Genomic DNA, 14,907 nt, shown 5'->3' with positions numbered 1-14,907 from the left:
TAGCACAATGCAGGCACGCGCACTACAGCATTTCCTGCGTAGCGGCGGTGTCATCGCCTACCCGACCGAGTCCTGCTTCGGACTCGGTTGCGACCCCACCAACCATCATGCACTCAAGCGCCTATTGCGCATCAAGGGCCGCCCGCAGCGCAAGGGGCTGATCGTGATTGCACACCAATTTGCGCAATTGCGCAAACTGATCGCGCCGGTCACGAAAGAACAGAAACAACACATGTTCACCCGCTGGCCCGGACCGCATACCTGGCTGGTGCCTGCGTCGCAACGCTGCCCCGCATTGCTCAGGGGCAAGCACACATCCCTGGCGGTGCGCGTCACCGCCAACCCATTCGCGGCGAATCTCTGCCGCAACGCTGGCATGGCGCTGGTTTCAACCAGCGCCAACCACAACGGCCGGGTTCCGGCCAAAACCACTCGCGAATGCCATCGCCTGTTCGGCAGCCGTGTCAGGGTGCTGCCCGGCAGGACTGGCGGCGCGAGCAAACCTTCGACCATACAGGATCTCATCACTGGCAAGATTCTACGCCCGTGAAGCATTGAGACCCGGTGACACCTGGAGAGCTTCATGAACTCAAATGCAATCTTCGACTACCTTCAAGGCCTGCAAGCCCGCATCGTGGAAGCCATCGAGCTGGTGGACGGCAAGCGCTTCCTGCACGATAGCTGGCAGCGAGCGGAAGGCGGCGGCGGGACGTCCTGCATGCTGGAAGAGGGCAATGTGTTCGAGCGCGCCGGCATCGGTTTCTCCCACGTCATCGGCAGCAAGCTGCCGCCGTCCGCGAGCGTCGCCCATCCCGAGGCGGCGGGCCGCAGCTGGCAGGCCATGGGCGTCTCGCTGGTGTTCCACCCGCGCAACCCCTATGTACCCACCGTGCACATGAACGTGCGCTTCTTCGTGGCGGAAAAACCCGGCGAGGAGCCGATCTGGTGGTTCGGCGGCGGCATGGACCTCACGCCTTACTACGGTTTCGAGGAAGACGCCGTGCATTTCCACCGCACCTGCCGCGACGCGGTGGCGCCGTTCGGCGAGCAGTACTACCCCCGCTTCAAGAAAGAATGCGACGACTATTTCTACCTCAAGCACCGCAAGGAGGCGCGCGGCATCGGCGGCATATTCTTCGACGACTTCAGCGAACTGGGCTTCGAGCAAAGCTTCGCATTCCAGCGCAACGTCGGCGATGCCTTCATCAATGCTTACCTGCCCATCGTGCAACGGCGTAAGGATATTCCATACGGCGAGCGCGAACGCGACTTCCAGGCCTACCGCCGCGGCCGCTATGTCGAGTTCAACCTGATCTACGACCGCGGCACCATTTTCGGGCTGCAATCCAACGGCCGCACCGAGTCCATCCTGCTGTCCATGCCGCCCATTGTCAAATGGCGCTACGACTGGAAGCCGGAAACAGGCTCGCCCGAAGCCAGGCTCTATAGCGATTTCATCACCGGGCGCGACTGGCTCACGGAAAACAAATAAGCCAGGCACCCCAGCATGCCCGGGCCGGGGAAATTTAAAGCCCGGGCATAATTCGTGCATACTAGAAAAACAAAAAAACGGGAGTCCCTATGCTTGCACAGCTATTCCGCACCAAACCGGTTGAAATAGGCCGCCACAGCGGCCTGAAGAAATGCCTGTCGGCATTCGACCTTGCCTTGCTCGGGATAGGCTGCGCCATCGGCACCGGCATCTTCGTGCTCACGGGTATTGCCGCCGCCGTGTACTCGGGCCCTGCCGTGGTGATTTCCTTCGTCATTGCCGGGCTGGCCGCCGCCTTTGCCGGCTTTGCCTATGCCGAACTCGCCTCCTCGGTCGGCGGCTCCGGCAGCGCCTATGGTTACAGTTACGTGGCGTTCGGCGAATTCGTTGCCTGGACGATCGCCTGGATATTGCTGCTGGAATACGGCGTGGGCGCCGCCGCGGTGGCCAACGGCTGGTCAGGCTACTTCATCAACACCCTGGCCAATTTCGGCATCGTCATCCCTGAAGCCTGGACCAGGGCGCCAAGCCAGGGCGGCATCATCAACCTGCCCGCCTTCGGCATTATCTGGCTGCTGGTGTTCGTGCTCATCAGCGGCGTCAAACAAAGCTCCACCGTCAACAACGTCATGGTGGCGATCAAGCTCAGCACCATCGCTATTTTCCTCGCCATCGCCGTCGGCCATATCAATAGCGACAACTGGCAACCCTTCATGCCGTTCGGCTGGTTCTCCAGCCAGGCGGACGGCAGCAATATCGGCATTCTGGCGGGCGCCTCCCTGGTCTTTTTCGCCTATTTCGGCTTCGATGCCGTCTCCACCGCCGCCGACGAAGCGCGCAACCCGCAGCGCGACCTGCCGATCGGCCTGATTGCCTCCGTCACCTTCTGCACCCTCGTCTATATCCTGGTCTCGGGCGTGCTGACCGGCGTGGTGCACTATTCCGACCTCAACGTATCCTCCCCTGTCGCCTATGCGCTGAGCAAGCTGGGGTACGGCTGGTCGTCCACGCTGGTCGCCACCGGCGTATTGGCAGGCTTGATCACGGTATTGCTGGTACTGCTGTACGGCCTCACCCGCATCCTCTACGCCATGAGCCGCGACGGACTGATTCCCGCCGCATTCTCCAAGGTCAACCCGGACCGCCAGTCGCCGACCCGCGTAATCCTGTTCTGCGGCAGCATCATCTCCATCGTCGCCGGCTTCTTCCCGCTTGGCACCCTGGCCGAGACCGTCAACATCGGCACCCTCGCGAGCTTTGTCATGGTATGCGTCGGCGTCATCGTCTTGCGCAAACGCCAGCCCGACCTGCATCGGCCTTTCAAGAATCCAGGCGGCCCTATCATTCCTATCCTCGGCATCATCTCCTGCAGCGCCCTCATGGCATTCCTGCCCGGTGAAACCTGGCACCGCTTCCTGGTCTGGGTAGGCATCGGCATCGTCATGTACTTCGCCTACTCCATGCACCACAGCAAGCTCAGGCAACGCAACAGCTAGTAACTCACAAGGGCGAGCGCAGCGAAGCCAAGTATGGTTTTGACGTTGACTTCCCCGTCTGGCTGCGCCGAGTAGCGCAGTGCTGGATGGAAATAAGGCTTGCGTCTGTCTGAGCGCTAGCGAGTTCAGCAAGCCGCCATCTAGCACGAGCAACGCAGGGGACCGGGAGCTTGCTCCCGGCGCAGACTCCGGGGTCGCCTTTGCTTTGGTTACTTTTATTTGGCGAAGCAAATGAAAGTAACTCGCTGACAAGCGAAAAGCAACGGGCCAATGGTCTGCAACAGTGGTCAAGACCATTGCTCCTTCAACAACCCAAATCCAATCCCATCAAGCTCAACGATTTTCCGTCTTCATCAATACTGCGATTGGCGAGAGGATGGGTTTCGCCAAAAGAAAGATACGAAAGAAAACGCAGTTTCGGCGGAGCCAAAAGGCGACCCGACTGTCTGCGTCCCTACACTACGTTCCGGGCAACCTGTGTTGCTCGCTTTTAATGGGGACTGGCTGAACTCGCTTCGCTCAGACAGACGCCAGTCCTTAATCCATTAAAAGCTGCGCTACTCGGCGCAGCCAGACGGGACTAAAACCACGGCGACTTGGCTTCGCTGCTCTCGCCCTTGGTTTTTTGGGAAAAAAAAGCCAGTCCACAAGGGACTGGCAAGAAGGGACTACTAAAATGGAGATGAGCCCTGCCTTTCGGCAGGGGTACTGCCTAAAGATGGTTTAGAGGCTGAATACGTTGAGTGCGCCACCGCCTGGTGCCGCATTCCACTCCTTCAACTCCTTGTAACCACCTGCTGCGCCCAGACCTTCGTTGTCGTTGGTCAGGCCCAGGTTCATTGCCACACCTGCCCAGCCACCGATGCCGGAGAGGATTGCGACGTATTGCTTGCCCTTGTGACCATAGGTGATCGGATTACCGACGACACCGGAGCCCACGCGGAATTTCCAAAGTTCCTTGCCGCTCTTGGCGTCGACAGCCTTGAACCAGCGATCGAGCGTGCCATAGAAGACAACGTCAGACGCAGTCGCCAAGGCGCCGCTCCAGACCGAGAACTTCTCTTTCTTGTACCAGGCTTGCTTGCCCTTGAGGCCGTCCCAGGCCATGAAGCCGCCCATGACGCCGTCAGGACCGGGGTACATGCTCAGGGTTGCGCCAACCCAAGGCTGGCCAGCCACGTACTTCACTTCCACAGGCTCGTAATCCATGCAGACGTGGTTGAGCGGCACGTAGAACAGCTTGGTCTTGGGAGAGTAGGCAGCAGGCTGCTGGTCCTTCACGCCCAACGCTGCGGGGCAGATGCCCGTGACGTTCACGTCTTCGTGGGTGGAGAACTTGGGGTCCTTTTGCGGGATGCCGGTCACGAGGTCAATGCCAGTCGCCCAGTTGACGAACGGGTGCATCTTTTCCGCCACCAGCAGCTTGCCGGTCTGGCGGTCCAGGGTGTAGCCGAAACCATTGCGGTCAAAGTGGGTAGCGAGCTTCTTGCCGTCCGCATCCCAGAGGATGGTTTCGTTCACTGCATCGAAGTCCCACTCATCGTGAGGCGTCAATTGATAACCCCACTTGGCGACGCCAGTGTCCAGGTCGCGCGCGAAAATGGTCATGGACCATTTGTTGTCGCCGGGACGCACGTCCGGGTTCCAGACGGATGGGTTGCCTGTGGAGTAGTAAACCAGGTTCAATGCCGAATCGTAGGAATACCAGCCCCAGGTCGCGCCGCCGCCCTGCTCCCAGCCGTTCTTGGTCGCTTGCGGCTTGAGCCAGGTCTTCACGCCCAGGTCCTTTTCAGGGAACTTCAGCTTTTCCTTGGGCAGAGCCTTGTAGGAGCCGCCTTCCTTGTTGCCGCCGTTTACGTCTTCATATACGGACAACGAGCTGTAGTGAGGATTGTCCTTGTTGAAATCCTTGCCGATCAGCACTTCGCTGTCAGGACCGGTGCTGTACGCGCGCCATGCAATCGAGCCATCCTTGATGTTGTAGGCTGTCAGGTAGCAGCGGACGCCGTATTCGCCGCCCGAGCATCCGGTGATGACCTTGTCCTTGAACACGTGGGGCGCGTTGGTGGTGGTAGCGCCTTGCTTAACGTCGACAACACCTACGTCCCAAACCTTGGCGCCGGTCTTGGCGTCCAGGGCGACCAGTTGGCCGTCGTTCTGCTGCAGGAAGATCTTGCCGTCGCCGTAGGCGAGGCCGCGGGTGACGTTATCGCAGCAGAGCAATGCCTGCACGGAAGGATCCTGCTTGGGGAAATAGGACCATTTGATCTTTTCCTCGTTGTTCAGGTCGAGCGCATAGACATTGTTGGGGAATGCGGTGGTAAAGTACATCGTGTCGCCGATCACCAGCGGAGCGCCTTCATGGCCGCGGTTAACGCCGGTAGCGAATGTCCAGGCGGCCTTCAGGTTCTTGACGTTGGATTGGCTGATCTGGGACAGCTTGCTATAGCCTGTGCTGGCATAGTCCTTGCGCTGCGTTACCCATTGGTTGTCGTCCTGGATCAGCTTTTCCAGCTCATCTGCTGCAAAAGCAGGGATGGATGTCAGGCCGATCAGGCTGGCACCCAGTGCTATTTTCAAATGCTTCGCTTTCAAGGGATATTCTCCATAGTATGTTTGTTGTTTTATTGCTGGCCGATGCTCTCCACCTCAGCCAGCACCATGACCATGCCTGGTCATCAACTTGCAGGCCCTATTCAGCAATCCCCATGCCAGCCAAAACAATCACCGGGAATAATTCCTGAAAACCATGAAAAAATAATACGTTGCCATATGAATTTATTCCTAACTATCGACTCGAACCCGCCGTAATCAGTTGTCACGAAATTGCACAAGTGCTACATTTGGGAACAGTTCCTAATATCAATCATGAAGTCCACCATGCACCACCCCATGACAAAGTCCCTGCAGGAAATCGAGCATGCAAGGCTGCAGTTTCTTGAGCAAGGCAATATGGCGGAGGGCGTGGTGAACAAGACAATCGCGCGCTCCTGGCAACGCAGCCTGGATAACGGCATCAATGCTTCCCAGCCATTGAGCACTGCAACGCTGGACCGGGTGGAGCTGGAGAAGAAACGCAGCAAGCACCATTTGCTGCTGACGCAGGCCAAGCCCGAGATCACCGCGCTATACGAGCAGATTGCCCACTCATACAGCATGGTGGCGCTCACTGAGGCAGAAGGCGTCATCCTGCATAGCGAAGGCCAGCACTTGCTGGTTGACCTTGCGCCTAGCGAAATCATGAGCCCGGGCTATTCATGGCGCGAGCAGGAGCGCGGCACCAATGCCATCGGCACGGCGATTGTGGAACAGCGGCCGGTAGCGGTACAAGGCGCGGAACACTTTGTCGAGCAACTGCACGGTTTCAGCTGCTATGCCGTCCCCATTTTTGGCCCCAACCAGCAACTGCTTGGCACGCTCAACGTCACCAATGCGTTTGCCGCCCACCAGCAGCACACACTGGCGCTGGTGAAGATGGCCGCCCAGCAGATTGAAAATCGCGTGTTCAGGGCCTGCCACCAAGGGCCGGTAACACTGCACTTCCATACCTCCGCCGATTTTATCGGCTCGGCATGGGAAGGAAATGCAGCATTGTCACGCGAGGGCGAGCTACTGGCCATCAACCGCAATGGGCTGGGCTTGCTGGGCTTGAAAAGCCCGCCCGCGCATTTCCAGTCCATGTTCCTGGAGTCGTTCTCCCACGCCTGCAATGAACACCGGCAAAGCGCTCCGCTGACGCTCACGCTCGCAAACGGCGAACCCGTCTACGCAAGGCTCAGCATTGAACCGGAAACAGCAGCCAGCAACAAGATCGCCGGCATACGCCATGCATCCAGGCCAACCGGTCCCGCGATCACCATGACCGGCGATGATCCGCGTATCGCCGAAATATTGAGCCAGGCCAGGCTGGTCATGAACCAGGATATCTCCATCCTGATCCAGGGGGAAACCGGCGTCGGCAAGGAATTGCTTGCCAGCGCCATCCACCAGGGCAGCGCCCGCGCCGACGGCCCGCTGGTCGCCATCAATTGCGCCGCATTGCCGGAAGGGCTGATCGAGGCGGAACTGTTCGGCTACGAGGAAGGCGCCTTTACCGGCGCACGCCAGAAAGGCAGCCAAGGCAAGATCGAGCAAGCGCATGGCGGCACCTTGTTCCTCGATGAAATCGGCGACATGCCATTGCTCCTGCAGGCCCGGCTGTTGCGTGTGCTGCAGGAACGCAGCATCACTCCGCTGGGCGGCAGCAAGTCCAGAAAACTGGATTTTGCCGTGATCAGCGCCACCAATCAGAAATTGCAGGAAAAAGTAGCCGACGGCACATTCCGCAAGGATCTCTACTACCGCCTGAACGGCATCAGCCTGACATTGCCGCCATTGCGCGAACGTCAGGACCTGCTGTCCATCATCCGCAACATCATGGCCACGGAAAGCGGCGGCGATGTTGAAATCCACGACGAAGTGCTCCATCTGTTCCGCCAGCATCCCTGGCCAGGCAATATCCGCCAGCTGCACAACGTGCTGAAAACCATGCTGGCCCTGGCTGCTGGCAAGCCATTGCAGCGGCAGCACCTGCCTCCCGGCTTCATGGACGAGCTGGACAGCATTGCCCCGGGGCAAAAAAGCACGCCCCTGGCCGCAGGCTCCATCGACGATATCACCAATGAAGCGGTCAAGCTGGCGCTGCAGCACCATGAAGGCAATATCTCCGCCGCGGCACGCGAGCTGGGCATGAGCCGCAACCGCTTCTACCGCAAGCTCAAGGCGCTGGGTCTAGCCTAAGGACGCCCTGATTCCATCCAACAAAAAAGCCAGTCAAAACATTTGACTGGCTTTGCTTGGAGCAACTGCAGCAACCGCTACAAGGTCAATATCCACTGCACGATGACCTTAATATCCTCATCCTTCACCTGCGGGCTGTTCGGGCCCATGGGCACCGGCCCCCAGACGCCGCTGGTGCCGTTCTTGACCCGGCCTATCAGCTTGGCTTCCACCCCGGGCTGGCCACGGTACTTGGCCGCGATATCCTGCAATGCCGGGCCGATGACCTTTTGCTTGATCGTGTGGCAAGCCAGACAACCGTTTTTCTGTGCCAGCGACTCCGCCACCTTTGCATCCACCGCTGCCGCCTGCCCAGCCATGAGCAAGCAGCTCGCGGCTACCAATATGCGCATGATTGTCTTCATTCATTCTCCTTGGGAGCCTGCACTCCCGCTGAATCGCGTTACAACGGCCGGCTATTGGCAATGCACCCATTGCCAATCCAATCACCCGGCTACAAACTTTCAGTGCTGTACTGCACGCTCAAAGTATGAGAGCTGCCAGGCTCGACAGTGACGACATTGCCCCTGACGTTGGAGGTCTCGACACATACCATCTGCCGCCAGCCATGGTGGCTGCCCAGGTCGCCGATCTCGGCCGCCTTGCGTTCCCATGGCGTCCAGACCACGGTAGATTGACTGCCGGTTTTCTCGATGACGATCTTGCGGCGCAAGCCCGGGTCTTCCAGCACGCAGGTCGACTCGGTATTCAGGTAAACCCGGTCCACCTCGTCATTGAAGCTAATGTCGCCGGACTGGCGCTTGCGAGCGTAGTCCTCGACCTTGTCCTCATACTCAGTATGATCCAGCCCAAGCACCTTGACTACCTCGATATCGCTGACCTGGAAATAGGTATGCAGGGCTTCGCCGATCACGAACGGCTCATTACCTTTATTAGTGGTAGTCAGCGCCATCTTGAGCGTCGGGCCAATGTTGACGGTCAAGGTCAATTCGCAATCGTAAGGCCACTGCTTTTCCACCTGACGGCTCTCCACCAGCCTCAAGACAAGGCTGGTGGTGTTGTCCGCCTCAGGCTTGGCATCGACCACCTCCCATGGCACCACGCGGGCAAAACCATGCGGACAGAGGGTCTCGTCCGTCGCATGCGGGCCGAACCACGGCCAGCAAACCGGCACGCCGCCACGGATAGAACGTCCGGCGACGAAGCGCGCCTGGTCGGACAACCACAACACCGGCGCCTCGGCATGGCGCGGGTTCCATTGCATGACGTGCCCGCCTTGCAAGGCGACCTTGGCGGTGGCATGCGGGTTTTCGATTTCCAGCGTCACCAACCCGTTCAGGTCTGCGGAAAAATGGATTTTATGCCCGACCCCGTACCGGGCATTCAATTCGTGTACTGATTGCATACGCTCTTTTAAAACTGATTGATGAATTCTTTTTATTATTATCGATGCTGCCTACTTCTCGATCTGGCTTACGTCGCGCACCGCACCTTTGGCCGCGGACGTGCTCATTGCAGCATACGCACGTAATGCAACGGATACATGACGCTGACGGTTGACCGGCTTCCATGCGTCTTTGCCGCGCGCCTCCATCGCGGCACGCCGGTGGGCCAGCACTTCATCCTTGACCGCCAGGTGGATGGTACGGTTGGGGATATCGATCTCGATGATGTCGTTTTCCTCCACCAGGCCGATCGCGCCGCCCTCGGCAGCCTCCGGCGAGGCATGGCCGATGCTCAGGCCGGAAGTGCCGCCTGAAAAGCGCCCGTCGGTCAGCAGCGCGCAAGCCTTGCCCAGTCCCTTGGATTTCAGATAGCTGGTCGGGTAGAGCATTTCCTGCATGCCAGGGCCGCCGCGCGGGCCTTCGTAGCGGATGATGACAATGTCGCCCGCCTCGATCTTGTCGGCCAGGATGCCTGCGACGGCATCGTCCTGGCTTTCGAAGATACGCGCACGGCCCGTAAACTTGAGGATGCTGTCGTCCACGCCCGCGGTCTTCACGATGCAGCCGTCCAGCGCAATGTTGCCGTAGAGCACCGCCAGGCCGCCGTCCTGCGAATAGGCATGCGCCTTGTCGCGGATGCATCCTTCCTTGCGATCTGTATCCAGATCAGGCCAGAGCATCGACTGGCTGAAGGCAATCGTCGTGGAAATGCCGCCTGGCGCGGCGCGGTAGAATTTCTTCACCTCCTCGTCCGTGGTGGTCATGATGTCCCACTTGTCCAACGCCTCACCCAGGGTAGGGCTATGCACGGTCGGGGTATCGCGGTGGATCAGCCCGGCCCGGCTCAACTCCGCCAGGATACCCATCACGCCGCCCGCGCGGTGCACGTCCTCCATATGGTATTTAGCCGTGGCGGGCGCCACTTTGCTGACGCAAGGCACGCCGCGGGAAATGCGGTCAATGTCGGCCATGGTGAAATCCACCTTGGCCTCGTGCGCCGCTGCCAGCAGGTGCAACACGGTGTTGGTCGAGCCGCCCATGGCGACATCCAGGCTCATGGCGTTCTCGAACGCCTTGAGATTGGCGATGCTGCGCGGCAACACGCTCTCGTCATCCTGCTCGTAATAGCGCTTGGTGATTTCCACGATCAGGCGGCCCGCCTTGAGGAACAGCTCCTTGCGCGCGGCATGCGTGGCCAATGTGGAACCGTTGCCCGGCAGGCTCAGGCCCAGCGCCTCGGTCAGGCAGTTCATCGAGTTGGCGGTGAACATGCCGGAACAAGAGCCGCAGGTCGGGCAGGCGGAGCGCTCGATCGCGTCGGACTCTTCATCGGATACATTGCTGTCCGCGGCCGCCACCATGGCATCCACCAGGTCGAGCTTGTGCACGTTGCCCTGCCAGTTGACCTTGCCGGCCTCCATCGGGCCGCCCGAGACGAACACCACCGGAATATTCAGGCGCAGGGCCGCCATCAGCATGCCCGGGGTGATCTTGTCGCAATTGGAAATGCATACCAGCGCATCGGCACAGTGGGCACTCACCATATACTCCACGGCGTCCGCAATCAAGTCGCGGCTGGGCAGGCTGTAGAGCATGCCGCTATGACCCATGGCGATGCCGTCGTCTACGGCGATCGTATTGAACTCCTTGGCGACGCCGCCCGCACGCTCGATCTCGCGCGCCACCAACTGCCCCAGGTCCTTGAGGTGCACGTGCCCTGGCACGAACTGGGTAAAGGAATTGGCGATCGCAATGATCGGTTTCTGGAAGTCGTCCTCCTTCATCCCGGTGGCGCGCCAAAGTGCGCGTGCGCCTGCCATATTGCGGCCATGGGTGGAGGTTCTGGAGCGGTATTGCGGCATAAAAACCCTAAACTAAACGTATAATTAGGAGATTTTACTCCAATCCAAGGGCCAATCCCAATGCTTGTTCATCCACAATTTGATCCAGTCGCCATCCACCTGGGCTCGTTCGGCATTCATTGGTATGGCCTGATGTACCTCATCGGCTTCCTGGCTTTTCTCTGGCTCGGGCGCTGGCGCATCGCCCACCAGCCGTGGTGGTCGCAGGCAGGCTGGACGCCCAAGACGCTGGATGACGCCTTGTTCTACGGCGCGCTCGGCGTCATCCTCGGCGGCAGGCTGGGCTATGCATTGTTCTACCAGCACGAGTACTACCTGGCCCATCCCCACGAGATTCTCTTCCTCTGGCAAGGCGGCATGTCCTTCCATGGCGGCTTCATCGGCGTCATGGCCGCCATGCTGCTGTTCGCCAGGAGGCGCGGCCTGACATTCTTCGGCATCATGGATTTCGTCGCGCCGTTGGTGCCCGTCGGCCTGGGCGCAGGACGCATGGGCAACTTCATCAACGGCGAGCTATGGGGCCGCGCCAGCGATGCGCCCTGGGCCATGGTCTTTCCGCAAGTGGACAATATCGCGCGCCACCCTTCGCAGCTTTACGAATTCCTGCTTGAAGGCGTCGTGCTGCTCATCCTGCTCTGGTGGTATTCCAGCAAGCCGCGCGCCAGGGGATCGGTGTCGGCGCTGTTCCTGATCGGCTACGGCAGCTTCCGCTTCCTGGTGGAATTCACGCGCGAGCCGGACAGCTTCCTCGGCCTGCTGTCGCTAGGCTTGAGTATGGGACAGTGGTTGAGTTTGCCGATGGTGATTGCGGGGATATGGCTGTTGATTGTGAGCTTGCGTCAATCCCCAAAAGCATGATCGCCCAGGAAGGTTTCACGCCCGCCTAGCCAGTATTGCTGTCGTTGTAGCGGGAAATAAGCGCAAGCGCTTAGAGACTACCCTAAGGCTAATATCTAAGCGCTATTCCCGCTAATCCCCCTCCAAACTGTACCCTAAAAATTTCCCCGTTTCTGTATCTGGTTTCCTTCCGTTTGCTCCCTTACGATTGTTGCAATCGTCATTGTGTATTCATAGCGTCGGCCCGCCTTCACGGATGCCGGCCCGATTTTTTGAACAAACGTAGGAAGATATGTCGCAACCTAAAGCCGCCATCAAGCCTTACCACCACCCCGCCGCAGGCTGGGGGGCACTGAAGCAAGTCGCCGCGCAGCTCGCGCTGCAGAAGATCCCCGTGAAGGGCGTCATGACCCTGCTTTCGCAGAACCAGCCTGACGGCTTCGACTGCCCTGGTTGCGCCTGGCCGGACAAGGAGCACACATCCACCTTCGAATTCTGCGAGAACGGCGTCAAGGCCGTGGCGGCTGAAGCAACCGCCAAGCGCGTGCCGCCGGAGTTCTTCGCCAAGCACACAGTCACCGAGCTGATGGAGTGGAGCGATTTCGACCTGGAAAACGAGGGCCGCCTCACCCACCCGATGCGCTACAACCCAGCCACCGACAAGTATGAGGAAGTATCCTGGGACGGCGCTTTCGAGCTGATGGCCGAACACCTAAATGCGCTTGCCGACCCGAACGAGGCGATTTTCTATACCTCGGGCCGCGCCAGCAACGAGGCAGCCTTCCTCTACCAATTGTTCGTGCGCGAGTTCGGCACCAACAATTTCCCTGACTGCTCCAACCTCTGCCACGAATCCACCAGCATGGCCTTGCCTCCCACCGTGGGCATCGGCAAGGGTTCGGTGACGCTGCATGACTTCGAGCATGCCGACACCTTGCTGATTTTCGGCCAAAATCCTGCCACCAACCACCCGCGCATGCTGGGCGAGCTGCGCGAGGCCGCCAAGCGCGGTGCGCGCATCGTGGCGATCAACCCATTGAAGGAACGTGGCCTGGAGCGCTTTGCCGACCCGCAAAGCCCATTCGACATGCTGTCATTCAAGGGCAGCAAGATCAGTGACATGTTCATCCAGCCCAAGCTGGGCGGTGACTTAGCCCTCATCAAGGGCATGATCAAGTTTGTCATCCAGTGGGATGACGAAGCCATCAAGAATGGCACCGAGCGCGTGGTAGATGTGGAATTTATCCAGCAGCATACCAATGGCTTCGAGGCGATTGCTGAAGATGCCCGCAACGAAAGCTGGGATGCCATCCTGGAAGAATCTGGCGTGCCGCTGGAGCAGATTGAGGAAATTGCACGTATTTATGCCACCGGCGACCGTGTGATTTCTACTTGGGGCATGGGCATCACCCAGCACAAGCATGGCGTCGCCACGATCCAGACCCTGGTCAACCTGATGCTGCTGCGCGGCAATATTGGCAAGGAAGGCGCAGGCCTGTGCCCGGTGCGCGGCCACAGCAACGTACAGGGCAACCGCACCGTGGGTATCTATGAAAAGATGCCGCTGGCCTTCCTGGAAAGCCTTGAGCGCGTATTTGACATCAAGGTGCCGAAAGAACCTGGCTACGATGCCGTATCCGCCATCCAGGCGATGATAGACGGCAAGGCCAAGTTCTTCTTTGCCCTCGGCGGCAACTTCTCGATCGCCACGCCCGATACCGACCGCACATGGGAAGGCCTGCGCAATTGCGACCTGACCGCACACGTCACCACCAAGCTCAACCGCAGCCACCTGGTGCACGGCAAGGAAGCCTTGATATTGCCGTGCCTGGGCCGCACCGAGATCGACACCCAGGAAACCGGCCCGCAAGGCGTGACCGTGGAAGACTCCATGAGCATGGTGCATATCTCCTACGGCATGAACAAGCCGGCCTCGCCGCACCTGCTGTCCGAGCCCGCCATCGTCGCGCGCCTGGCCCATGCCACGCTCAAGCACAGCAAGACGCCGTGGCTGGAATACATCAAGGACTACAGCAAGATTCGCGACGCCATCGAACAGACCCTGCCAGCCGCGTTCAAAGACTACAACGAGCGCATCAAGCACCCGGGCGGCTTCCGCCTGCCGGTGCCGTCCAGCGACCGCGTCTGGATCACACCTTCCGGCAAGGCCGAGTTCACTTTGCAGGAAATCCCGCGCAACTCGCCTATCCACCAGGCGCGCGAGCAATATGGCGACCGGATGTTCGTGCTCATGACCACGCGCTCCCATGACCAGTACAACACCACCATCTACGGCATGGACGATCGCTACCGCGGCGTATTCGGCCAGCGCCGCGTCGTGTTCATGAACCCGGAAGACATCAAGCGCATGGGCCTCAAGGCCGGCGACTGGGTCAACCTGATCAGCGTCTGGCAGGACGGCATCACCCGCCGCGCCGACAACTTCCTGGTGGTGTCCTACGACATCCCGCAAGGCTGCCTGGGCGGCTACTACCCGGAAACCAACAACCTGGTGCCCCTGGAAAGCGTGGCCGACTTCTCGCATACGCCTACCTCCAAGTCGATCCCGGTGATTATCGAGAAGACGGCAGAACAGAAGGTATCCAATGCTGCTTGACCGGGACTGCGCAGAGCAGGAAACAGGCGACTTTGCCTCCGACCATGCCCAGCTCGACCAAAGCGCGGTGCTGATGCTGGGCATCCTGGAACTCCTGCATGCCGAGCATGAGGAAGGCCGCGCCCGCGTGCCGCTGGCTGCGATCTGCAAACGCCTGGGCATCCGCATGAGCACGTTGCAGCGCCTGATGACCGCCTTGGGCGAGCAAGAGCTTGTCGTCGTCTCCACCGAGAAAGAGCGCCTGGTCGCCGCGCTGACGGCAGGCGGAGAGGAAATCTCGCAGGCTCTGCAGGCCGCTTAATCCGGCCGATCTCCAGCCCACACCCGGCAAAAACTCCGGCCGCGCCAGCGCTTGGCTGGAGTACAATGGCAGGCATCA

At 59.7% G+C, this 14,907-nt stretch carries 11 protein-coding genes; 7 read left to right on the top strand and 4 right to left on the bottom strand.

The annotated features are described in order from the left end of the window. Positions 1 to 7 precede the first annotated feature (7 nt). From tsaC to ACKF11_RS00305, 3 genes are all read left to right on the top strand, one after another. A complete protein-coding gene (tsaC, locus tag ACKF11_RS00315; protein ID WP_407994610.1) occupies positions 8 to 550 on the top strand; it encodes an L-threonylcarbamoyladenylate synthase type 1 TsaC in 543 nt (180 codons plus the stop codon). A 33-nt stretch (positions 551 to 583) separates the two neighbouring features. Continuing rightward, positions 584 to 1,492, top strand: coding sequence for an oxygen-dependent coproporphyrinogen oxidase (gene hemF / locus ACKF11_RS00310; RefSeq protein WP_407995554.1), 909 nt, complete (start codon positions 584 to 586; stop codon positions 1,490 to 1,492). A gap of 89 nt (positions 1,493 to 1,581) precedes the next feature. Continuing rightward, positions 1,582 to 2,988: an APC family permease gene (locus tag ACKF11_RS00305; RefSeq protein WP_407995553.1), complete on the top strand. Its 1,407-nt coding sequence runs from the start codon at positions 1,582 to 1,584 to the stop codon at positions 2,986 to 2,988. A gap of 723 nt (positions 2,989 to 3,711) precedes the next feature. On the opposite strand, the gene ACKF11_RS00300 is transcribed toward ACKF11_RS00305, so the two are convergent. After that, a complete protein-coding gene (locus tag ACKF11_RS00300) occupies positions 3,712 to 5,583 on the bottom strand; it encodes a methanol/ethanol family PQQ-dependent dehydrogenase (protein WP_407995552.1) in 1,872 nt (623 codons plus the stop codon). Between the two features lie 297 nt (positions 5,584 to 5,880). On the opposite strand from ACKF11_RS00300, the gene ACKF11_RS00295 reads away from it, so the two are divergent. Continuing rightward, entirely contained in the window at positions 5,881 to 7,767 is a 1,887-nt protein-coding gene (locus ACKF11_RS00295) for a sigma-54-dependent Fis family transcriptional regulator (RefSeq protein ID WP_407995551.1), read from the top strand. Positions 7,768 to 7,844: 77 nt separating this feature from the next. On the opposite strand, the gene ACKF11_RS00290 is transcribed toward ACKF11_RS00295, so the two are convergent. From ACKF11_RS00290 to ilvD, 3 genes are all read right to left on the bottom strand, one after another. Beyond that, a complete protein-coding gene (locus tag ACKF11_RS00290) occupies positions 7,845 to 8,171 on the bottom strand; it encodes a c-type cytochrome (protein ID WP_309564237.1) in 327 nt (108 codons plus the stop codon). An 89-nt stretch (positions 8,172 to 8,260) separates the two neighbouring features. Then, positions 8,261 to 9,172 carry a D-hexose-6-phosphate mutarotase gene (locus ACKF11_RS00285; RefSeq protein WP_309564236.1) on the bottom strand — a complete coding sequence of 304 codons (912 nt, stop codon included), beginning with the start codon at positions 9,170 to 9,172 and terminating at the stop codon, positions 8,261 to 8,263. 51 nt (positions 9,173 to 9,223) lie between these two features. Further along, the gene (ilvD, locus tag ACKF11_RS00280; RefSeq protein ID WP_309564235.1) at positions 9,224 to 11,074 is read right to left on the bottom strand and encodes a dihydroxy-acid dehydratase; all 1,851 of its coding nucleotides are present in this window, start codon (positions 11,072 to 11,074) and stop codon (positions 9,224 to 9,226) included. Between the two features lie 60 nt (positions 11,075 to 11,134). Between ilvD and lgt the strand changes: the two genes are divergently transcribed. From lgt to ACKF11_RS00265, 3 genes are all read left to right on the top strand, one after another. After that, positions 11,135 to 11,932 (top strand): prolipoprotein diacylglyceryl transferase, encoded by a 798-nt coding sequence (gene lgt / locus ACKF11_RS00275; protein WP_407995550.1) that lies wholly within the window; start codon positions 11,135 to 11,137, stop codon positions 11,930 to 11,932. A gap of 271 nt (positions 11,933 to 12,203) precedes the next feature. Then, positions 12,204 to 14,528, top strand: coding sequence for an FdhF/YdeP family oxidoreductase (locus ACKF11_RS00270; RefSeq protein ID WP_407995549.1), 2,325 nt, complete (start codon positions 12,204 to 12,206; stop codon positions 14,526 to 14,528). Next, a complete protein-coding gene (locus tag ACKF11_RS00265; protein ID WP_309564229.1) occupies positions 14,518 to 14,829 on the top strand; it encodes a hypothetical protein in 312 nt (103 codons plus the stop codon). The genes ACKF11_RS00270 and ACKF11_RS00265 overlap by 11 nt, the downstream gene beginning before the upstream one ends. Positions 14,830 to 14,907: the final 78 nt, after the last annotated feature.

Source organism: Methylobacillus draconifructus, assembly GCF_045984385.1.
GTDB classification, from domain to species: Bacteria; Pseudomonadota; Gammaproteobacteria; order Burkholderiales; family Methylophilaceae; genus Methylobacillus; species Methylobacillus flagellatus_A.
Note: the sequence above shows the minus strand (reverse complement) of the source record. Positions and strands in the feature narration are given on the sequence as shown.

Excerpts from the sequence above, each read along its gene's own strand:
- tsaC (WP_407994610.1), top strand. The coding sequence starts at position 8 with ATGCAGGCACGCGCACTACAGCATTTCCTGCGTAGCGGCGGTGTCATC.
- hemF (WP_407995554.1), top strand. The coding sequence starts at position 584 with ATGAACTCAAATGCAATCTTCGACTACCTTCAAGGCCTGCAAGCCCGC.
- ACKF11_RS00305 (WP_407995553.1), top strand. The coding sequence starts at position 1,582 with ATGCTTGCACAGCTATTCCGCACCAAACCGGTTGAAATAGGCCGCCAC.
- ACKF11_RS00295 (WP_407995551.1), top strand. The coding sequence starts at position 5,881 with ATGACAAAGTCCCTGCAGGAAATCGAGCATGCAAGGCTGCAGTTTCTT.
- ACKF11_RS00290 (WP_309564237.1), bottom strand. The coding sequence starts at position 8,171 with ATGAAGACAATCATGCGCATATTGGTAGCCGCGAGCTGCTTGCTCATG.
- ACKF11_RS00285 (WP_309564236.1), bottom strand. The coding sequence starts at position 9,172 with ATGCAATCAGTACACGAATTGAATGCCCGGTACGGGGTCGGGCATAAA.
- ilvD (WP_309564235.1), bottom strand. The coding sequence starts at position 11,074 with ATGCCGCAATACCGCTCCAGAACCTCCACCCATGGCCGCAATATGGCA.
- lgt (WP_407995550.1), top strand. The coding sequence starts at position 11,135 with ATGCTTGTTCATCCACAATTTGATCCAGTCGCCATCCACCTGGGCTCG.
- ACKF11_RS00270 (WP_407995549.1), top strand. The coding sequence starts at position 12,204 with ATGTCGCAACCTAAAGCCGCCATCAAGCCTTACCACCACCCCGCCGCA.
- ACKF11_RS00265 (WP_309564229.1), top strand. The coding sequence starts at position 14,518 with ATGCTGCTTGACCGGGACTGCGCAGAGCAGGAAACAGGCGACTTTGCC.